An 18,287-nucleotide genomic window follows, 5' to 3' on the forward strand; every position below is an offset into this window, starting at 1 on the left:
GCGGGGACCCGGGGTTGGCCTTCATGAAGGGCCTATAGGGTCGGGGCATGGCTACCTCTGAGACCTCCGGCGGCTTGGGCCGTATCGACGGACGCACCCCCGCCGAGCTGCGCCCCGTGGCGCTGGAACGCGGCTGGAGCATGCACGCCGAGGGGTCCGTGCTGGTGTCCTTCGGCGACACCCGGGTGCTCTGCACCGCCAGCTTCACCGAGGGCGTGCCGCGCTGGCGCAAGGGCAGCGGCGAGGGGTGGGTCACCGCGGAGTACGCGATGCTGCCGCGGTCCACCAACACCCGGGGCGACCGGGAGTCCGTACGCGGCAAGATCGGCGGCCGCACGCACGAGATCTCCCGGCTCGTCGGCCGGTCGCTGCGCGCCGTCATCGACTTCAAGGCCCTCGGCGAGAACACCGTGGTCCTCGACTGCGACGTCCTCCAGGCCGACGGCGGCACCCGTACCGCCGCCATCACCGGGGCGTACGTCGCCCTCGCCGACGCCGTCGCGTGGGGCCGGCGGAACAAGCTGATCAAGTCCAAGGCGACACCGCTGACCGGCACCGTGGCCGCCGTCAGCGTCGGCATCGTGGGCTCCGTGCCGCTGCTCGACCTCTGCTACGAGGAGGACGTGCGGGCGGAGACCGACATGAACGTCGTCTGCACCGGCGACGGGCGCTTCGTCGAGGTGCAGGGCACCGCCGAGGGCGAGCCGTTCGCCCGCGCCGAACTCGACGCGCTGCTCGACCTCGCGGTCGGCGGCTGCGCGCAGCTCGACGGGCTGCAGCGCAAGGCACTGGAGGGAGACCAGTGATGGGGAAGAGGCTCTGGACCCGCGCGGGCGTCGCGCTGGCGGCGGGGGCCGCCGCGGTGACGCTCACCGGCGCGTGTGACGCGGTGAGCAAGGCCATAGACTGCGGCCGGCTCGCCACCAGGATCGCGGCCGACGTCGACCAGTTGCAGGAAGCCGTCTCCGGCGCGGGCGAGAGCCCGCAGGCCGCCGCGGACGCCCTCAACGAGATCGACAAGAACCTCGACGACTTCGGCGACCAGGCCGACAACGCCGACGTCGGCAAGGCGGTCGACGACCTCCAGCGGGCGGTCGACAACGCTCAGCAGGCCACCGACCGCGGCGACGTACCCGACTTCCAGCCGGTCGGCGACGCCGCCGGCGAACTGACGAACGTCTGCACCTCGTGACCGCGCACCGCCTCGTCCTGGCCACCCGCAACGCGGGCAAGATCACCGAGCTGCGCGCCATCCTCGGCGAGGCGGGCGTCGACGCCGAACTCCTCGGCGCCGCCGACTTCCCCGACGTCCCGGACGTACCCGAGACCGGCGTCACCTTCGCCGAGAACGCGCTCCTCAAGGCGCACGCGCTGGCCCGGGCCACCGGGCTGCCCGCGGTCGCCGACGACTCCGGGCTCTGCGTCGACGTACTCGGCGGCGCCCCCGGCATCTTCTCCGCGCGCTGGGCGGGACGGCACGGCGACGACGCCGCGAACCTCGCCCTGCTCCTCGCCCAGCTCTCCGACGTCGGCCCGGAGCACCGGGCCGCGCACTTCGCCTGCGCCGCGGCGCTCGCGCTGCCGGACGGCACGGAGCGCGTCGCGGAGGGGAAGCTGGAGGGCACGCTGCGGTACGAGCCGGCGGGCACCGGCGGGTTCGGGTACGACCCGGTCCTCCAGCCGCTCGGCGAGGACCGCACCTGCGCCGAGCTGAGCCCCGAGGAGAAGAACGCCATCAGCCACCGCGGCAAGGCGTTCCGCGCGCTGGCCCCTGCGGTGCGGGAGCTGCTCAAGGGCTGAGCGCCGCGTACGGGCCCGCCCCGCGGGGCTCGTACGCACGCCGCCGTACGGACACCGAGGGCGCCGCCGGATCCTTCCGGCGGCGCCCTCGGTGTGTGCTGCGCCTACGCGCCCTTGATCTCCTGCCGCTGCCGGCCGAGGCCGTCGACCTCCAGCTCCACGACGTCGCCCGCGCGCAGGTACGGCTTCGGCTCCGCCATGCCCAGCGCGACCCCCGCCGGCGTACCGGTGTTGATCACGTCGCCCGGGTACAGCGTCATGAACTGGCTGAGGTACCGCACCACATGGGCCACCGGGAAGATCTGGTCCGCCGTCGTGCCGTCCTGCCGCTTCTCGCCGTTCACCCACAGCCGCAGCCCCAGGGCCTGCGGATCCGGCACCTCGTCCGCCGTCACCAGCCACGGGCCCAGCGGGTTGAACGTCTCGCAGTTCTTGCCCTTGTCCCACTGCCCGCCGCGCTCCAACTGGAACTCGCGCTCGGAGACGTCGTGCGCCACGGCGTAGCCCGCGACCGCGGCCAGCGCGTCCGCGTCGGACTCCAGGTAGCGGGCCGTACGGCCGATGACCACCGCCAGCTCCACCTCCCAGTCCGTCTTCTCGCTGCCGCGCGGCACGAGCACCGTGTCCTCGGGGCCCACCACCGTGTCCGGGGCCTTCATGAAGAGGATCGGCTCCGCCGGGATGGCCGCGCCGGTCTCGGTCGCGTGGTCGTGGTAGTTCAGCCCGATGCACACGATCTTGCCGATCCGGGCCACCGGCGGGCCCGTGCGCAGCCCTTCGGCGTCGAGCACCGGCAGGTCGCCGGCCGCGGCGGCGTCCCGTACGCGGGCGAGCGCCGCGTCGTCGGACAACAGCGCTCCGTCCACGTCGGACACGACTCCGGACAGGTCCCGCAGGGCCCCTCCGTCGTCAAGCAGGGCCGGGCGCTCGCTCCCCGGCGGTCCGACACGCAGCAGCTTCATGTGATGACTCCCCTCTCCGCGGTCGATCGATCATCCGTTGACCGCTGTTCATTCCGCAATACCCTGTTCAGCCCGTGGACCCGGGCGGCGGTAGAGGAGGGTGCGTTCCGCGGCGGTCCAGGCGGTGGTGGTCGCCAGGTAGAGGCCCGCGGCCAGCGGCACGATCGCGGCCGTGACCAGGGTGCCGAAGGCGAGCAGGGGCAGCCAGCGGGTCAGCCCCGCGGCGGGGCCCGGGAGTTCGGGCGGCGGCGTGGCGAGCTGCGCCTTCCCGCCCTTCCCGCCCTTCCCGCCCTTCCCGGTTCCCGCGCTCTTCGCGGCCGCCGCCTTCCGTATGGCCTCCGTCTCCGCCTTGCGTTCGGCCATCATCCGGCGGCTGCGCCAGAACGTGTACGCGGCCACTCCCGCGATCACCGCGAAGAGCCCCGCGTAGACCATCCCGTGCGCCCCGAACACCCCGCCGTCCGCGAGCGCGTCGGACCACCGCCCGCCCAGCGGGGCGCCGAGCAGGGTATGGGTGAGCAGGTCGTGGTCGTGGCCGGTGAAGAGCCGGTACATCACCATGAACACCGGGATCTGCAGCACCATCGGGCCGCAGCCCGCCAGCGGCGAGGCGCCGGCCTCCGCGTACGTCTCGGTGAGCGCGCGGCGCAGCCGCTCGGGGTCGTGGCGGTGCTTGCGCTGGATTTCCGCCACCTGCGGCGCGAGGTCCCTGCGCACCCGGTCGCCGCGCGCGGCGGCCCGCGCGAGGGGGTGCAGGGCGAGGCGTACGCACAGGGTGAAGACGATGATCGCGACGCCGGTGGCGGAGGCGCCGAAGAGGGGGTCGAGGGTGTCGGCGAGGCTGGACAGAAGGGAGGAGAGCGCGCCGAATACGGACATGGAAGGACTCCACAGGTCTCGTCGTGCCGGATGAGGGGCGGCGTGACGAGCCGTGCGGGGCGCCCGGCGGGCGAGGCGTCGCGGGGGCAGCGGGCAGCGAACGGGCTGCGGGGCTGCGGGCGGACCGAACCGGTGGCGCCTACACGGCCGTCGGCAGGCGACGGCCGGGCGCCCGGGGCCGCGGGCGGCCCGCGGCGTCGGGGTCCCGCTGGGACAGGAAGGCGGTGCGCAGCGCGCGTTCGCGGAGCGCGGTACGGATGCCGGCGGCGGACGCCGGCGGCGCGGCGGCGGCGCAGAGCGCGAGCCCCGCGAGCAGCGTCAGGGCGGCGGACGCGGCGGAGGCCGCGGCACCGGCGAGGCCGGTGGCGACGCCCGTCTCGTCGAGGACGATGTCGGCGGCGAGGAGGAGCAGGGCGACGGCAACCATGCGCCAGCGTGTGGCGGCATCGAGGATGCGGAGCATCGGGCCGTCCTCCCTTCTGTTCGCCGTCCCGTATGAGGCGTACGCGACGTCTGCGCGCATCCTAACGCGGCGCCGGTGCGGACCGGCCCCCGCTCAGCCCGCGACGGCCCGGTACACCGTGTAGATGACCAGCCCCGCGAGCGAGCCCACCACCGTGCCGTTGATGCGGATGAACTGGAGGTCCCGGCCGATGTTCGCCTCGATCTTGCGCGACGTCTGGTCCGCGTCCCAGCCCGCGACCGTGTCCGAGATCAGCGATGTGATCTGGTGCTGGTACGTCGTCACCACATGCGTCGCGACGTCCTCCGCCCAGCCGTCGACCTTCGCCTGCAGCCGCTCGTCCGCCGCCATCCGCTGCCCGAACGACAGCAGCGCCGTCCGCGCCCGCAGCCGCAGCTCGCTGCGCTCGTCCTCGGCGGCGCCGACGATCACGCCGCGCAGCGACGTCCACGCCGAGGCGATGAAGTCCTGCACCTCGTCGCGGGCCAGGATCTCGCCCTTGAGCCGCTCGACGCGCGCCCGGGTCGGGGTGTCGCCCTGGAGGTCGGCGGCGAAGTCGGAGAGGAACCGGTCGAGCGCACCGCGCGCCGGGTGCTCGGGCGAGTCCCGCATCTCGCCGATGAACCGCAGCAGTTCCTTGTAGACCCGCTCGCCGACCCGGCGGTCGACGAACCGCGGGGTCCAGCCGGGCGCGCCGCCGGTGACGGCGCCGACGACCGAGGGCCCGTTGAGGATCAGCCAGGACTCGGCGCGCTCGCAGACCAGGTCCACGACGCGGCGGTGGCCGCCGTCCGCGACGACCTTCTCCAGCAGCTTGCCGAGCCCCGGGCCGACCTCCAGGGCGGCGGCCCGGCGGTTGATGGCCTCGCCGACGACGGCCTGCACGTCGTTGTCCCGCAGCACGGTCAGCGCGCCGCGCAGCACGGTCGACGCCTCGGCGGTGACGCGGTCGGCGTTGTCGGGCTCGGCGAGCCAGCCGCCGACGCGGCTGCCGAGGCCGAGTGCGTGCAGCCGGGCGCGTACGACGTCGGCGGAGAGGAAGTTCTCGCCGACGAAGTCGCCGAGGCTCTGGCCGAGCTGGTCCTTCTTGGTGGGGATGATCGCGGTGTGCGGGATGGGCAGCCTGAGGGGCCGCTTGAAGAGCGCCGTGACCGCGAACCAGTCCGCCAGCGCGCCGACCATGCCGGCCTCCGCCGCCGCGGCCACGTAGCCGGACCAGGCGCCGGCGCCGTTGTGCTGCGCCCAGCGGGCGAGCGTGAAGACCACGGCGGCCAGCAGCAGCAGGCCGGTGGCGATGGTCTTCATCCGGCGCACGCCGCGCCGCTTCTCCGCGTCGGCGTCCGTATAGGCAAAGCCACCCGGTCCGTCCGCTGCCGGCAGATCCATCGCGCTCCGTCCGCTCACGCCGTTCCCCGGGGGCCATTGTCCCCGGGCTCGGCACCATCTTTCACTTCAGGAACGGATCGCGGGTTCCCGGTGTGCCGGGCGCGGCCGGGCGGCGCTCCCCGTAACTTTACCTTCCGGATGGTAAAGTTACGTTCCATGCGACCCAGCTCCCGCACCCAGCTCCTCGAAGCCGCCGTCCGCGTGGTCGAACGCGCGGGGATCACCGCGCTCACGCTCGACGCCGTCGCGGCCGAGGCCGGGCTGACCAAGCCCGGGCTGATGTACCACTTCCCCAACCGCGACGCGCTGCTGCTGGCCATCCAGCGGCACCTGACCGAGACCCTGGACGAGCACCTCCGCGCCGAACTGGGCAAGCCGTTCGAGGAGGCCACCGCCCGCGAGCGGGCCGCGGCCTACGTGCGGTGCTGCGGGCAGAGCGGCGGGACGGCGGACTTCGTCTTCATGGTCGCGTCCGCGACCCGGCCGGAGCTGGCGCGGATCTGGGACGAGTTCGCGGACCGCTGGGCGCCCGAGCCGCCGGGCCCCGACCCGGATCCGGAGGCCGTCGACCTGTTCCTGGCCCGGGTGGCGGCGGACGGGCTGTGGCTGTTCCACGCCACCGCGCAGTCCACGCTCGCCCCCGAGGTGGAAGAGGCGGTGCGCAGCCGGCTCGCCGCGCTGACCGACCCGGCGTCCTGACGCCCGCCCGCGCACGTACACACGCGCACGTACACACAGGCAGAAAGCAAGGTGCTCCATGGTCCAGGCGCGACGCTGGTGGGTGCTCGCGACCGTCTCCGCGGGACTGCTGCTGATCTCGCTCGACGTGACGATCCTCTACACGGCCCTGCCCACCCTCACCGCCGACCTGGACGCCGACGCGTCCGCGAAGCTCTGGATCATCAACGCCTATCCGCTGGTGATGGCCGGGCTGCTGCTGGGCGCCGGGACGCTGGGCGACCGCGTGGGCCACAAGCGGATGTTCCTGACCGGGCTCGTCCTCTTCGGCGCCGCGTCCACGCTGGCCGCGTTCGCGCCCTCGGCGGCGGTGCTGATCGGCGCCCGCGCGTTCCTCGCGGTCGGCGCCGCGGCGATGATGCCCGCGACGCTGGCGCTGGTCAGGATCACCTTCGACGACGAGCGCGAGCGCGGCATCGCCATCGGCATCTGGGGCACGGTCGCCGTCGTCGGCGCGGCGCTCGGGCCGGTCGCGGGCGGGCTGCTGCTCGCCCACTTCTGGTGGGGCTCGGTCTTCCTCGTGAACGTGCCCGTGGTGCTGGCGGCGCTCGTCGCCACCGCGGTGCTGGCGCCGGGCGGCTCCGGCAGCAAGGACCGGCCGTGGGACCCGGTGGCCTCGGTGCAGGTCATGGCCGGGCTCGTCGGCCTGGTGTACGCGATCAAGGAGGGCGCCCGGCCGGAGCCCGACCCGGTGCACATCGTCGCCGCGCTGCTCGTCTCGGCCTCAGGGTTCACCGTCTTCGTACGCCGCCAGCGCACCCGCACGTACCCGCTGATCGACTTCGCGCTCTTCCGCAACCGGCAGTTGCTCGCCGGGGTCCTCGGCGCCGGGCTCTCCATGTTCGCCACCGCGGGCGTCGAGCTGATCCTCGCCCAGCGCCTCCAGCTCGTGCTCGGCCTCAGCCCGCTGCACGCCGGGCTGGTCGTCGCCAGCTCGGCCGTCGGCGCGATCCCGGCGGGCGTCGTCGTCGGCGGCCTGGTCTACCGCGTACCCGCGCGGCACCTCATCGGTGGCGGCCTGCTCGTCGGCGCTCTCGGCGTCGTGCTGACCCTGCTGCTCACGCCGGGCATCGGCCCGCTGCTGGACGCCGGGCGGGCCGCGGGCTGGGTGGTGCCCGGCGTGATCCTGACCGGTCTCGGGCTCGGCGCGGTCATGACCGCGGCCTCCGCCGCGATCATCGGCGGCGCGCCGCCGCACCGGGCCGGCATGGCGTCGTCGGTGGAGGAGGTCTCGTTCGAACTGGGCAGCCTCACCGGCGTCGCCGTCCTGGGCAGCGTCCTGACCGCCGTCTACACCGCCACCGTCGACCTGCCCGCCGGCACCCCCGAGGCGGCCTCCGACAGCATCGACGAGGCCCGCGCGGTCGCCGGTGAACTCCCGCCGGACGGCTCGCGGTCACTGCTGGAGAGCGCCGCTGCGGCCTTCGACAACGGCTATACGCTCACGCTGGTCATCAGCGTCGCCGTGCTCGCCGCCGGCGGCGTCGCCGCCCGCCTCCTCCTCGGCCACCGCACCGCCACCGCGACGCCGGAGGAGGACGAGACCCCCGGCGGCGGACCGGACGACGCCGGGGCTGTGACCGGAACGCCTCCCTCCCATCGCTAGGATGGCGGACCGCCGGAGACGGCGCGGACGACGAACTCCCGGGGGAGCAGGCTGACGTGAGGAACAGGACGGGCTACGCCGTGCTCGCCGCCCTGGTGGCGGTCGTGGCGCTGCTCGTCGCCGGCGTCCACGCCCTCACCGACCGCCCCGGCGCGCCCGCGCCCCCGGGCGCCGGCGGCAGCGCGGACGCCGCCGCCCCCGCGTCCGTCGGCGGCTGGGCCGGCACCTGGGCCGCCGCGCAGGCCGCGGCGGAGCCGGGCACCCGGGACGGCTTCGCGGGGATGTCCATACGCAACGTGGTGCACACCTCCATCGGCGGCGCCCGGGCCCGGATACAACTGTCCAACGAGTACGGCGAGACGCCGCTGACCCTCACCCGCGCCAGCGTCGCCGTCGCCGCCGGGGCCGGCGCCCCGGCGGCGCAGCCGGAGACGATGCGCCCGCTGACCTTCGGCGGCGGCGGCGCGGTGACGATCCCCGCCGGCCGGACGGTGACCAGCGACCCCGTACGGCTGCGGGTGCCGGCCGACTCCGACCTGCTGGTGACGACGTACGCGCCGGCGCCGGCCGGCCCGGTCACGTACCACCCGCACGCGCTGCAGACCTCCTACCTCGCCGCCGGCGACCACACCCGGGACGCCGAAGGGGCCGCGTACGACCGGGAGTTCCGGTCCTGGCGCTACGTCACCGCCGTCGACGTCTGGAGCGAGCACGTCACCGGCGCCGTCGCCGTCCTCGGCGACTCGCTCACCGACGGCACCACCTCCACGCCGGGCGCCAACCGCCGCTGGACCGACTACCTCGCCGTCCGCCTGCGCGAGGAGCCCGGCGCGCCGCGCTACGGGGTGCTCAACCTCGGCCTCAGCGGCAACAGGATCCTCACCGACGGCGGCACCGAGTTCCCCGACAACGGCCCCTCCGGGCTCAACCGCCTCGACCGCGACGTGCTCTCCCGCACCGGCGTCAAGGCCGTCGTCGTCGAACTGGGCATCAACGACATCCTCAAGTCCCCCGGGACCGCCGACGCCGACGCCATCGTCGCCGGCCTGCGCGAGACCGCCCGGCAGTCCCGCGACCGGGGCCTGCGGGTGCTCGGCGCGACGCTGATGCCGTTCCGGGGGCACCCGGCGTACACGCCGCGGGCGGAGCGCGTACGGCAGCAGGTCAACGAGCTGATCCGCGCGGGCGGCGTCTTCGACGAGGTCCTCGACTTCGACGCCGCCCTGCGCGACCCGGACCGGCCCGCGCGCCTGCACCCGGCGTACGACTCGGGCGACCATCTGCACCTGACGGACCTGGGCTTCCACGAGATGGCCCTGACCCTGGACCCCGCGGACCTCAAGCCCCGCGCCCAGGCCGTGCTCTGACCCGGGCGCCGGGCAAGTCCCGTGCTACTCCAGCCGCTTGCGGCGCTCCTCGCGCGAGAGGCGCCGCTCCTCCCGCGCCAGCCGCCGCTGCTCCCTGGCCGCCGACGCCTCCGCGCGCCTGGCCGCCTTCGTCTTCTTCCGGCTCGTCCCCACGCCGCCCCAGAAGGCGAACCCGGTGAGCGTGACGCGCGGGGCGCCCGGGGTGTGGGGGACGCCGGTCTGGGAGTGGTCGAAGCCGCCCATGATGCCGATGCCGCGCACCTCAAGTGCCAGGTCGGGCGGCAGGATGACGTGAGCGCCGCCCATGATGGAGATGCAGCGGATCTCCACCTCCGCGGCCTCGAAGTCCGCCTCGCGCAGGTCCAGTTCGCCGCCGCCCCAGAACGAGAACATCGTGAAGCGCCGCGGCACCGTCCAGGCACCCTTGCGCTGGAAGCCGCTCATGATCGCGATGCCCCGGTGCGACGTCGCCTCGCCGCCGATGCGGCCGGCCCAGCCGGATGCGGGCCGGGGCGCGGGGGCCGTCTCGCGCGGCGCGGGCGCGGTGCCCGCGGCGGGCAGGTCGCGGGTGAGCGGTTCGAGCTGGGCGTAGGTCTTCGCCCGGTACGTCTCCTCCAGCCGCTCCTCGAACTCGTCCATCGCGAGCCGGCCTTCCGCCAGCGCGTCACGCAGGATGTCGGCGACCCGCTCCCGGTCGGCGTCCGAGGCGCGCAGCTCCGGCAGGTGCTCATCGCTCGTCATGGCATCGAGCTTACGGCCCCGCCCACGACAGGACGCGGGCTCCCGACGCCGGTCACGGCGCCTCGCTGCGTTGTCGGGTTCGATCGAATACGCCCGGTATGAGATCGACCCTCCGCCTTGCGATGCACCGCGTCTGACGCCGCTCGCTACTCCACGTCCTCTCGCGGGCGGGGCCGTCATGCGTACATGCGGGCGATGACGTCTTCGATGTCGGGCTCCCGCACCGAGAGATCCACCAGCGGCCACCGCGCGGCCACCTCCGCGACGAGCGGCGCCGCGCTGGCCCCCGCCGGGAACGCGAGCCACTGCCGCGGGCCCTCCACCTTCACCGTGCGGCAGCCGGCGAGGTCGATGGGCGGCAGCTCGCGCTCCAGGTCGACGACGAGCATCCGCTCGCTCTCGCCGACGGCGTGCAGCCCGTCGAGGTCGCCGTCGTACATCAGCCGGCCGTGGTCGATGACCATGACCCGCTTGCAGAGCTGCTCGATGTCGGACAGGTCGTGCGTGGTGAGCAGCACGGTCGTGCCGCGCTCGGTGTTCAGCTCGCGCAGGAACTCCCGCACCTTCGCCTTGCTCAGTACGTCCAGGCCGATCGTCGGCTCGTCCAGGTACAGCACCTCGGGGTCGTGCAGCAGGGCGGCCGCGATGTCGCCGCGCATCCGCTGGCCGAGCGAGAGCTGCCGCACCGGCACCTCCAGCAGGTCGCCGAGGCCCAGCAGTTCGGTGCAGCGCTCCAGGTTCTCGCGGTACCGGTCGTCGGGGATGCGGTACATGCGGCGCATCACCCGGTACGAGTCGAGCAGCGGCAGGTCCCACCACAGGGTGGTGCGCTGGCCGAAGACGACGCCGATGCGCCGGGCCAGCCTCGTCCGCTCGCGCGCCGGGTCGATGCCCGCGACGCGCAGCCGGCCGCCGCTGGGGGTGAGGATGCCGGTGAGCATCTTGATGGTGGTGGACTTGCCCGCGCCGTTGGGGCCGATGTAGCCGACCATCTCGCCGCGGGGCACGGAGAAGCTGATGCCGCCGACGGCGCGCACCTCGTGCCGCGTACGGCGCAGCCGGCCCGCCCGGCGGCGTACGACGAAGACCTTCTCCAGGTCCTCGACCTCGATCACGTGCCCCTCCTTCGCGTCGTGTGCACCGTGGCGTCAGCTTCCCGTGCTGCGGTAGCCGCGCAGCCCCGTGCGCCACGCCAGCCCGGCCAGCGCGCAGCACGCGGCGGCCACCAGCGGCGAGGCGAAGTCCACCCAGCCGGGCAGGCCCAGCGGGTCGTCCCGGCCGAGGATGTGCAGGGCGGGCAGCCAGTTGACGAAGGCCAGCGGCACGGCGAACGTCACGCCGCGCACCAGCTCCTTGCTGAAGATCGTCGGCGGGTACTGGGTCAGCGTGCTGCCGCCGTACGTGAAGGAGTTCTGCACCTCGGCCGCGTCCGTGGCCCAGAACTGGAACGCCGCGCCGCACGCGAACACCGCCCCGTAGATCGCCGCCCCCGACAGCACCATCACCGGGACCAGCAGCACCGGGACCGGGGTCCACGCCACGCCGTCCAGCGCCGTCAGCGACCAGACCAGCACGATCAGCCCCTGGAGCACCCGCCCGATCCGGCGCAGCGCGAAGCGGTCGGCGGCTATCTGCGCGAACACCGGCACCGGCCGGACCAGCAGCGTGTCCATCGTGCCGTCGCGGATCCGGCGGCCGACCCGGTCCAGGTTGCCCAGCAGCAGGTCGGCCAGGCCCAGGGAGGTGGAGGTGGTGCCGTAGAGGAGCGCGACCTCGGCGAAGGTGAAACCGCCGAGCACGTCGGTATGCGAGAACATGATCGCGATCGCGGCGAAGTCGGCGGCGGTCATCAGCAGGTTGCCGAGCGCGGTCATGGCGAACGACATGCGGTACGTCATCGTCGTACGCACCCACATGGCGACGATCAGCCCGTACCCCCGGACCCCCGCGGCCAGCTCAGCCACCCTGCACCACCACCTTGCGGGTGGCGAGCGCCTGCATCGCCCGCCCGGCGGCCAGCAGCGCCACCGCCCACGCCACCTGGAACGCCAGCGCCCCGGCGAGGCCCGCACCGGTGTGCCGGCCGAGCAGCACGTCGGCGGGGACCTGGAGCATCGCCGCCCACGGCAGCGCCTGCGCGATGTCGCCGGCGGCGCCGGGGAAGACGGTCAGCGGCAGCAGGGTGCCGGACAGGAGCATCGCCACCAGGGAGTTCATCAGGTTGATCCCCTGGCCGTCGAGCAGCCAGAAGGCGGTGAGGCCGACCAGGTAGCGGATGGCGAAGCTCACCAGGCAGCCCAGCGTCACGGAGAGCAGGAAGAGCAGCCAGGTGTGCGCCGCCGTGGGCAGCGCCAGCTCGAACGCCAGCGCGCCCACCGCCATCGGCACGATGCCGCGGCCGAGCAGTTGGAACGCGGCCCGGCCCAGGTCGTGGGCGCACCACCAGAGCTGCAGGTCCGCGGGCCGGTAGAGGTCCACGGCCACGTCGCCGGAGCGGATGCGCTCCTGGAGGTCCTCCTGGAAGCCGTAGCCGAGGAGCGCGGCGGGCGCCAGCAGCGCCTGGCCGATCCAGACGAAGGTGAGCGCCTGCGCCTGGTCGTAGCCGCCGAGCTGCGGGCGCTCGTGCCAGAGCGCGACGAAGGTGTACGCCAGGATGAAGCCGAAGACGGTGTTGGTGAAGACGCCGGCGGCGGTGGCCGCGCGGTACGTCGAGAACCGGCGGAAGCCGCCGGCGGCCACCAGCCCGTAGAGCCGCAGCGCCTGCACGGCGGGCGCGTCCCGCAGGGCCTCCGAGCCGCGCATGCTCCCGCCACCCCCGCTCTCCCCGGGGGCTCCGCCGATGAGCCCCGCGCACAAAGAGCCCGACTCTAGTCCAGTCGGGTTGAGGACTGCGACCGATTATCTACACCTACCGGATATCTGCATTCTTAATGACAAACTGCTCGCAAGTGTCATATCAGACGATGGATCGAGCCCACGGACGGCAGATGAGCCACACGGAGATGCGACAGGGCACCCGGAGCTTCGGCCCCCAGGCGGAGCCGGAGGACGGCGAGCGCACGGACCCCGAACCGGCGCCCCCGCCCGCCCCGCCCGCCGGCCGCCCCGCGCAGGACCGCCGGCGGCGCACGTACCGCAGGACCTGGTGGAAGGTGCTGCTGGGCGCCGCGATGCTGACGGTGGCGCTGGCCTCCGGGGCGTTCGCCGTCGGCTATCTGACCGTCGACATCCCGCGGCCCAACGACATGGCGACCGCCCAGAGCAACCACTACTTCTACGCCGACGGCACCAAGCTCGCCGACAAGGGCGAGGTCGACCGCGAGAGCGTGGAGCTGCGGCGCGTGCCCGACCACGTGCGGATGGCCGTCCTGGCCGCCGAGGACCGCGAGTTCTACTCCGACTCCGCGGTCAACCCGATGGCGATGGTCAGGGCCGGCTTCAACACCCTGACCGGCAAGGGCACCCAGTCGGGCTCGACCATCACCCAGCAGTACGTGAAGAACTACTACCTCGACCAGGAGCAGACGATCAGCCGCAAGCTCCGCGAGGCGTTCATCGCCATCAAGCTGGACCGCGAGGTCACCAAGGACGACGTCCTGGAGGGCTACCTCAACACCAGCTACTTCGGCCGCAACGCCTACGGCGTGCAGGCCGCCGCCCAGGCGTACTACGACAAGGACGTCGAGGAACTGACCGTCGCCGAGGGCGCGTTCCTCGCGACGCTGCTCCAGGCCCCGAGCACGTACGACGTGGCTGTGCACCCCGACAACCGCCCCGCCGCCGAGGCCCGCTGGAACTACGTGCTGGACGGCATGGTCAAGGAGGGCTGGCTCGCGCCCGGCAGCCGCGGCAGCCTGAAGTTCCCCGTGCCCGGGCCGTCCCGGCTCGACCCCGGCCTGTCCGGGCAGCGCGGCTATCTCGTCGAGGCCATCAACAGCTACCTCACCGAGCACCGCATCATCGACGAGAAGACCCTCGCCGCCGGCGGCTTCCGCATCGCCACCACGCTCCAGCCCGAGAAGCAGGACGCCTTCGTCGGCGCCGTCGAGGAGCAACTAACGTACCAGCTCGACCCGGAGTCCAACCCCGCCGACGCCTACGTGCGCGTCGGCGGCGCCTCCATCGACGTGGCCAGCGGCAAGGTCGTCGCGCTCTACGGCGGCACCGACTACACCCAGCAGTACGTCAGCAACGCCACCCGCCGCGACTACCAGGCCGGCTCCACCTTCAAGCCGTTCGTCTTCACCGCCGCCGTGCAGGAGAAGGCGAAGAACTGGGAGGGCAAGCGGATCACGCCGCGGACGATGTACGACGGCGACACCGGCCGCCGGGTGATCGGCAAGAAGGGCAAGGCACTCCGCTACGCGCCGGGCAACCAGGACGACGTCTCGTACGGCCGCCTCAACGTCGCCGACGCCACCAACGATTCGGTCAACTCCGTCTACGCGCAGATGGCCCAGGACGTCGGCCCCAAGCAGGTCCGCGGCACCGCCGTCCGCCTCGGCCTGCCGTCCGCCACCCCGGAGCTGAAGGCCCACCCCTCCATCGGCCTCGGCACCGCCACCCCCAGCGCGCTCGACCTCGCGCAGGCGTACGCCACGCTCGCCGGCCACGGCGACCACGGCGGCTACCGGCTCGTGGACAAGCTCAGCCGCAACGGCGAGATCTTCCAGCTCCCGCCGCAGCGCCCGCACTCCGTGGTCTCCCGCAACGCGGCGGACGCGACGACCGCGATGCTGCAGAACGTCGTCGAGAACGGCTCCGGCGAGGAGGCGCAGATCGCCGAACGCCCGGCGGCCGGCAAGACCGGCACCGGCGAGCACGACCGCTCGGCGTGGTTCGCGGGCTACACCCCGGAGCTGGCGACGGTGGTCGGCGTGATGGGGCAGGACCCGGAGACGGGCGCGCAGAAGTCGCTGCACGGGGTGCTGGGGGAGGACCGGATCAGCGGCGGCGGGGTGCCGGCGAAGATCTGGGGCGCGTACACGAGGGACGCGCTGTGGGACGTGCCCGCGAGCGACTTCGACCTGGAGGTCAGCCACCGGCAGCGGATGCCGTACGTGCCGCCCCCGGCACCGGATCCGGCCCCCGTACCGCTGCCCGTCCCCGCCCCGGCGGCGCTCCCGGCACCGCCCGCCCCGGCCGCGCCGCCGGTCCCGGCGGCACCGGCACCCGCGGCACCCGCGGGCGCGGCGCCGCCGGTGCCGCAGTAGGAGCGGTCGGGGGAGTGGGCCGGCGGAGCGGGCCGGGGGCAGGCAGGGGACGTACGGGATCAGTGCCCCGACGTCGCCTTCAGCCCGACCACCGCGACCAGCAGCAGGGCGACGAAGAACACCCGCGCCACCGTCGCGGGCTCGCCCAGCACCACCATGCCGAGCAGCGCCGCGCCGCCGGCGCCGATGCCCACCCACACGCCGTACGCGGTGCCGATGGGCAGGGTCTTGGCGGCCTGCGCGAGCAGCATCATGCTCGCGGCGATGCCGGCGATGGTGAACACGCTGGGCCACAGGCGGGTGAAGCCTTCGGTGTACTTCATGCCGATCGCCCAGCCCACTTCGAGCACACCGGCGACGAGCAGCAGAATCCAGGCCATGAGACGGACCTCCGTAATCGGACTGACGGGGGTGCGTCGTCTTTGCGTGACCCGGTACGGCGCGTCTCGTCGGGTTACTCCAACCGTAGCAAGCCGCGGGAGAAGACCGCCGGGGCGCCGCTGCCGGAGGCGGCGGCCGTCACAAGACAGCGGCCGTTACAGATACAGGCCGGTCGAGTCCTCCGTGCCCTCCAGCCGCTCCGAGGCGACCGCGTGCAGGTCGCGCTCGCGCAGCAGCACGTAGCCCACGCCCCGCACCTCGACCTCGCCGCGGTCCTCCGGGTCGAACAGCACCCGGTCGCCCGGCTCGACCGTCCGCACGTTCTGCCCCGTGGCCACCACTTCGGCCCAGGTCAGCCTGCGGCCCACGGCCGCGGTCGCGGGGATCACGATGCCGCCGCTCGACCGGCGCTCGCCCTCCGCGGTGTCGGTGCGGACGAGCACCCGGTCGTGGAGCATCCGGATGGGCAGCTTGTCGTGGGGCGTATTCACGGACCCGACGGTACCCGCGCCACTAGCGGCGCCGTCGCCTGCCCCGGGACTTCCCCGGCCGGCGCGAGCCCAGCGCCAGCAGCCCGGCCACCGCCACGAGGGTCACCGCGACCGGCACGATGCGCTCCATCCGGGGGCCGCCGTCGGGCGAGACGAGCACGCCGCGGGCGCTGTCGACGGCGCGGTTCGCGACCACGAACGCCTGCCCGGCGGTGCGGTCGACCGCACCCTTCGTCCGGGCCTTGGCCTCGTCCACCAGGTTCTTGGGGCTCACCCGAAGCGAGATCTCGTCGAGTGTCGCGGCGAGATCCTGCCGCCGGCGGGCGATGTCCGCCTCAATCTGCGCGGGATTCCTGCCGTCCGACACCGCGGTGCCTCCGTCCTCGCCGTCCGTCTGCTTTTCGACAGTCTGTCAGCCGTTACGCTCGGGTGCGACATCCGCCCCGCACCGAGGAGTAGGGAAAGCACCATGAGCGAGCGACTGCAGCCCGGCGACACCGCCCCTGACTTCACCCTGCCGGACGCGGATGGCAAGGATGTGTCGCTCGCCGGCCACCGCGGCCGCAAGGTCATCGTCTACTTCTACCCGGCCGCGCTCACCCCGGGCTGCACCAAGCAGGCGTGCGACTTCACCGACAACCTCGACCTGCTCGCCGGCGCCGGCTACGACGTCATCGGCGTCTCGCCCGACAAGCCGGCGAAGCTGGCGAAGTTCCGGGAGAAGGAGTCGCTGAAGGTGACGCTCGTGGGCGACCCCGACAAGACGGTGCTGGAGGCGTACGGCGCCTTCGGCGAGAAGAAGCTCTACGGAAAGACGGTGACCGGCGTCATCCGCTCCACCGTCGTCGTCGACGAGGACGGCAAGGTCGAGCGGGCGCTGTACAACGTCAAGGCCACCGGTCATGTCGCAAAGCTCCTCAAGGATCTCGACGTCACTTCGCCCGCGTGAGATAGCCGGAGACCACCACGTTGCCGGTGTAGCTCCTGGCCATCGACTCGTACGCGCCCCCGCAGGTGAGCAGGCGGATCTCGGCCCGGCCGCGCTTGTGCTGCCCGTAGACGCGCTGGGCGTCGAAGCCGTCCTTGGCGACGGTCTCCACCCGCTCCACCGTGAACACCGCGGTCCTGCCGTCCGCGCGCGTCACCGTGACCTCCTCGCCGGGACGCACGTCGCCGAGGCGGTAGAACACCGCCGGCTTGGCGCGGGTGTCCATGTGCCCGACGAAGACCGCGACGCCGGCCGCGCCGGGGCGCGCGCCGCCGCGGTACCAGCCGATCTCGTTCGCGTTGCCGAACGGCGGCGCCGCCACCGCGCCGTCCCCGTCGAGCCCGCGGCCGGTCACCGGGCCCTCGACCCCGACCGACGGCACCGCGACGCCCGCGGGCACCGAGCCGGGCAACGGGCGGGCCGCCGGGGGCCCGTCGCGTAGCACCTGCGCGGCGGCGGCGCCGTCGGAGACCGCGCCGCCGCCGTCCCCTTCGCTCAGGCCGCGGCCCCAGAGCACCAGGCCGAGCAGGAGCACGGCCCAGGCGGCGGCGGTGACGGGACCCGGACGGCGGGCGGGCTTATCGGCCATCGGGGGTGCCGCCGTCCGGCCCGCCGGAAGCGGTGGTGCGCCTCCGGCGGCGTACGAAGGTGAGGGCCAGGACCGCCGCGCCGCCGCCGACGAGGGCGAGGGGCAGGACGGGCACGGAGCCGTTCTTCTCCTGGGCCTGCGCCTGCGCCGTGTCCGTCTTCTCGGCCGTGCCGCCGCCGCCCGCGGTCACCGGCGACCAGGGCTGGTGGTGCCAGTTGTTCTTCCAGTGTTCCGGGCGCTCGTGCCGCTCCTCCACCACCACCCGGCCGCGCGCCACCCGCTTGCCGCCGTCGCAGTCGACCCACACCGGGTACGTACCCGCCTGCGCGGTCCACTTGATCTTCCCGCGGCCGGTGAGCCCGCCGAAGTTCTCCGGCCGCAGGTTCACCGGCGCCTCGAACGCCTCCGAGGCCGCCGACGCGAAGTCGCCCCGGCAGGCGCCGGTGCTCACCTGGACCGGATCGCCGCGCTGCACGCGGTACGGGGTCACCGTCACCTCGCCCTGCGCGAACGCGTCGGTGGCACAGGAGACGGCGCCGCCACCCGTCAGCAGCAGCACGGCGGCGAGGCAGACACGGACCGGGCGCATGGGACCTCCGGGAGCTCTCACTCCCAGGGTCGCGACGCGGGCGCCCCGCGCATCCGTACGGCGGCGGCACTACGCCGATCCGGTCCCCGCCCAC

General features: G+C 73.7%; 21 protein-coding genes and 1 riboswitch. Of the genes, 8 read left to right on the plus strand and 13 right to left on the minus strand.

Features of this window, described 5'->3' with window-relative positions; translation table 11 throughout:
* Positions 1-74: 74 nt before the first annotated feature.
* The 3 genes from rph to rdgB are packed head-to-tail and all read left to right on the plus strand — an operon-like array spanning position 75 to position 1,800.
* Positions 75-806, plus strand: a complete 732-nt coding sequence (gene rph, locus CXR04_RS23915; protein WP_324843329.1) for a ribonuclease PH — start codon at positions 75-77, stop codon at positions 804-806.
* Positions 806-1,192, plus strand: coding sequence for a hypothetical protein (locus CXR04_RS23920; RefSeq protein ID WP_101424341.1), 387 nt, complete (start codon positions 806-808; stop codon positions 1,190-1,192). The genes rph and CXR04_RS23920 overlap by 1 nt, the downstream gene beginning before the upstream one ends.
* Positions 1,189-1,800, plus strand: coding sequence for an RdgB/HAM1 family non-canonical purine NTP pyrophosphatase (rdgB, locus tag CXR04_RS23925; protein WP_101424342.1), 612 nt, complete (start codon positions 1,189-1,191; stop codon positions 1,798-1,800). Before CXR04_RS23920 ends, rdgB begins: the two co-directional genes overlap by 4 nt.
* Positions 1,801-1,904: 104 nt before the next feature.
* Here the strand turns inward: rdgB and CXR04_RS23930 are convergent, their stop codons facing one another.
* The 4 genes from CXR04_RS23930 to CXR04_RS23945 form a co-directional block, all read right to left on the minus strand.
* Positions 1,905-2,762 carry a fumarylacetoacetate hydrolase family protein gene (locus CXR04_RS23930; protein WP_101424343.1) on the minus strand — a complete coding sequence of 286 codons (858 nt, stop codon included), beginning with the start codon at positions 2,760-2,762 and terminating at the stop codon, positions 1,905-1,907.
* A gap of 48 nt (positions 2,763-2,810) precedes the next feature.
* Positions 2,811-3,641 (minus strand): YidC/Oxa1 family membrane protein insertase, encoded by an 831-nt coding sequence (locus CXR04_RS23935; RefSeq protein ID WP_101424344.1) that lies wholly within the window; start codon positions 3,639-3,641, stop codon positions 2,811-2,813.
* 139 nt (positions 3,642-3,780) lie between these two features.
* Positions 3,781-4,104 (minus strand): DUF6412 domain-containing protein, encoded by a 324-nt coding sequence (locus CXR04_RS23940; protein WP_234380449.1) that lies wholly within the window; start codon positions 4,102-4,104, stop codon positions 3,781-3,783.
* A 93-nt stretch (positions 4,105-4,197) separates the two neighbouring features.
* Positions 4,198-5,490 (minus strand): DUF445 domain-containing protein, encoded by a 1,293-nt coding sequence (locus CXR04_RS23945; RefSeq protein WP_101424346.1) that lies wholly within the window; start codon positions 5,488-5,490, stop codon positions 4,198-4,200.
* Between the two features lie 156 nt (positions 5,491-5,646).
* Here CXR04_RS23945 and CXR04_RS23950 point away from each other — a divergent pair, with 156 nt between their 5' ends.
* From CXR04_RS23950 to CXR04_RS23960, 3 genes are read left to right on the plus strand one after another with little or no spacing between them, the layout of a single operon-like run.
* Positions 5,647-6,189, plus strand: coding sequence for a TetR/AcrR family transcriptional regulator (locus tag CXR04_RS23950; RefSeq protein ID WP_101424347.1), 543 nt, complete (start codon positions 5,647-5,649; stop codon positions 6,187-6,189).
* A 58-nt stretch (positions 6,190-6,247) separates the two neighbouring features.
* Positions 6,248-7,834: an MFS transporter gene (locus tag CXR04_RS23955; RefSeq protein ID WP_101424348.1), complete on the plus strand. Its 1,587-nt coding sequence runs from the start codon at positions 6,248-6,250 to the stop codon at positions 7,832-7,834.
* A 56-nt stretch (positions 7,835-7,890) separates the two neighbouring features.
* Complete coding sequence (locus CXR04_RS23960; protein WP_101424349.1) at positions 7,891-9,201, plus strand: SGNH/GDSL hydrolase family protein; 1,311 nt, start codon at positions 7,891-7,893, stop codon at positions 9,199-9,201.
* 24 nt (positions 9,202-9,225) lie between these two features.
* Here CXR04_RS23960 and CXR04_RS23965 read toward each other — a convergent pair whose 3' ends face one another.
* From CXR04_RS23965 to CXR04_RS23980, 4 genes are all read right to left on the minus strand, one after another.
* Complete coding sequence (locus CXR04_RS23965) at positions 9,226-9,942, minus strand: DUF1707 SHOCT-like domain-containing protein (RefSeq protein WP_101424350.1); 717 nt, start codon at positions 9,940-9,942, stop codon at positions 9,226-9,228.
* Between the two features lie 176 nt (positions 9,943-10,118).
* Entirely contained in the window at positions 10,119-11,057 is a 939-nt protein-coding gene (locus CXR04_RS23970; RefSeq protein WP_101424351.1) for an ABC transporter ATP-binding protein, read from the minus strand.
* A gap of 33 nt (positions 11,058-11,090) precedes the next feature.
* Positions 11,091-11,906, minus strand: coding sequence for an ABC transporter permease (locus CXR04_RS23975; protein ID WP_101424352.1), 816 nt, complete (start codon positions 11,904-11,906; stop codon positions 11,091-11,093).
* Entirely contained in the window at positions 11,899-12,744 is an 846-nt protein-coding gene (locus CXR04_RS23980) for an ABC transporter permease (protein ID WP_101424353.1), read from the minus strand. The genes CXR04_RS23975 and CXR04_RS23980 overlap by 8 nt, the downstream gene beginning before the upstream one ends.
* Before the next feature lie 185 nt (positions 12,745-12,929).
* Between CXR04_RS23980 and CXR04_RS23985 the strand changes: the two genes are divergently transcribed.
* A complete protein-coding gene (locus CXR04_RS23985; RefSeq protein ID WP_101424354.1) occupies positions 12,930-15,155 on the plus strand; it encodes a transglycosylase domain-containing protein in 2,226 nt (741 codons plus the stop codon).
* 59 nt (positions 15,156-15,214) lie between these two features.
* Here CXR04_RS23985 and CXR04_RS23990 read toward each other — a convergent pair whose 3' ends face one another.
* From CXR04_RS23990 to CXR04_RS24000, 3 genes are all read right to left on the minus strand, one after another.
* Positions 15,215-15,535, minus strand: coding sequence for a DMT family transporter (locus CXR04_RS23990; protein ID WP_101424355.1), 321 nt, complete (start codon positions 15,533-15,535; stop codon positions 15,215-15,217).
* A 30-nt stretch (positions 15,536-15,565) separates the two neighbouring features.
* Positions 15,566-15,630: riboswitch (guanidine-III (ykkC-III) riboswitch) on the minus strand.
* A 61-nt stretch (positions 15,631-15,691) separates the two neighbouring features.
* Entirely contained in the window at positions 15,692-15,994 is a 303-nt protein-coding gene (locus CXR04_RS23995; RefSeq protein WP_101426562.1) for a GroES family chaperonin, read from the minus strand.
* 55 nt (positions 15,995-16,049) lie between these two features.
* Complete coding sequence (locus tag CXR04_RS24000; RefSeq protein ID WP_101424356.1) at positions 16,050-16,394, minus strand: DUF3618 domain-containing protein; 345 nt, start codon at positions 16,392-16,394, stop codon at positions 16,050-16,052.
* A gap of 102 nt (positions 16,395-16,496) precedes the next feature.
* Here CXR04_RS24000 and bcp point away from each other — a divergent pair, with 102 nt between their 5' ends.
* Entirely contained in the window at positions 16,497-16,976 is a 480-nt protein-coding gene (gene bcp / locus CXR04_RS24005; protein WP_101424357.1) for a thioredoxin-dependent thiol peroxidase, read from the plus strand.
* On the opposite strand, the gene CXR04_RS24010 is transcribed toward bcp, so the two are convergent.
* Positions 16,960-17,604, minus strand: a complete 645-nt coding sequence (locus CXR04_RS24010; RefSeq protein WP_101424358.1) for a class F sortase — start codon at positions 17,602-17,604, stop codon at positions 16,960-16,962. The genes bcp and CXR04_RS24010 overlap by 17 nt on opposite strands.
* Positions 17,594-18,193, minus strand: a complete 600-nt coding sequence (locus CXR04_RS24015; protein WP_101424359.1) for a hypothetical protein — start codon at positions 18,191-18,193, stop codon at positions 17,594-17,596. Before CXR04_RS24015 ends, CXR04_RS24010 begins: the two co-directional genes overlap by 11 nt.
* Positions 18,194-18,287 lie beyond the last annotated feature (94 nt).

Origin of the sequence: Streptomyces sp. CMB-StM0423 (assembly GCF_002847285.1) — a bacterium.
Lineage (GTDB): Bacteria > Actinomycetota > Actinomycetes > Streptomycetales > Streptomycetaceae > Streptomyces.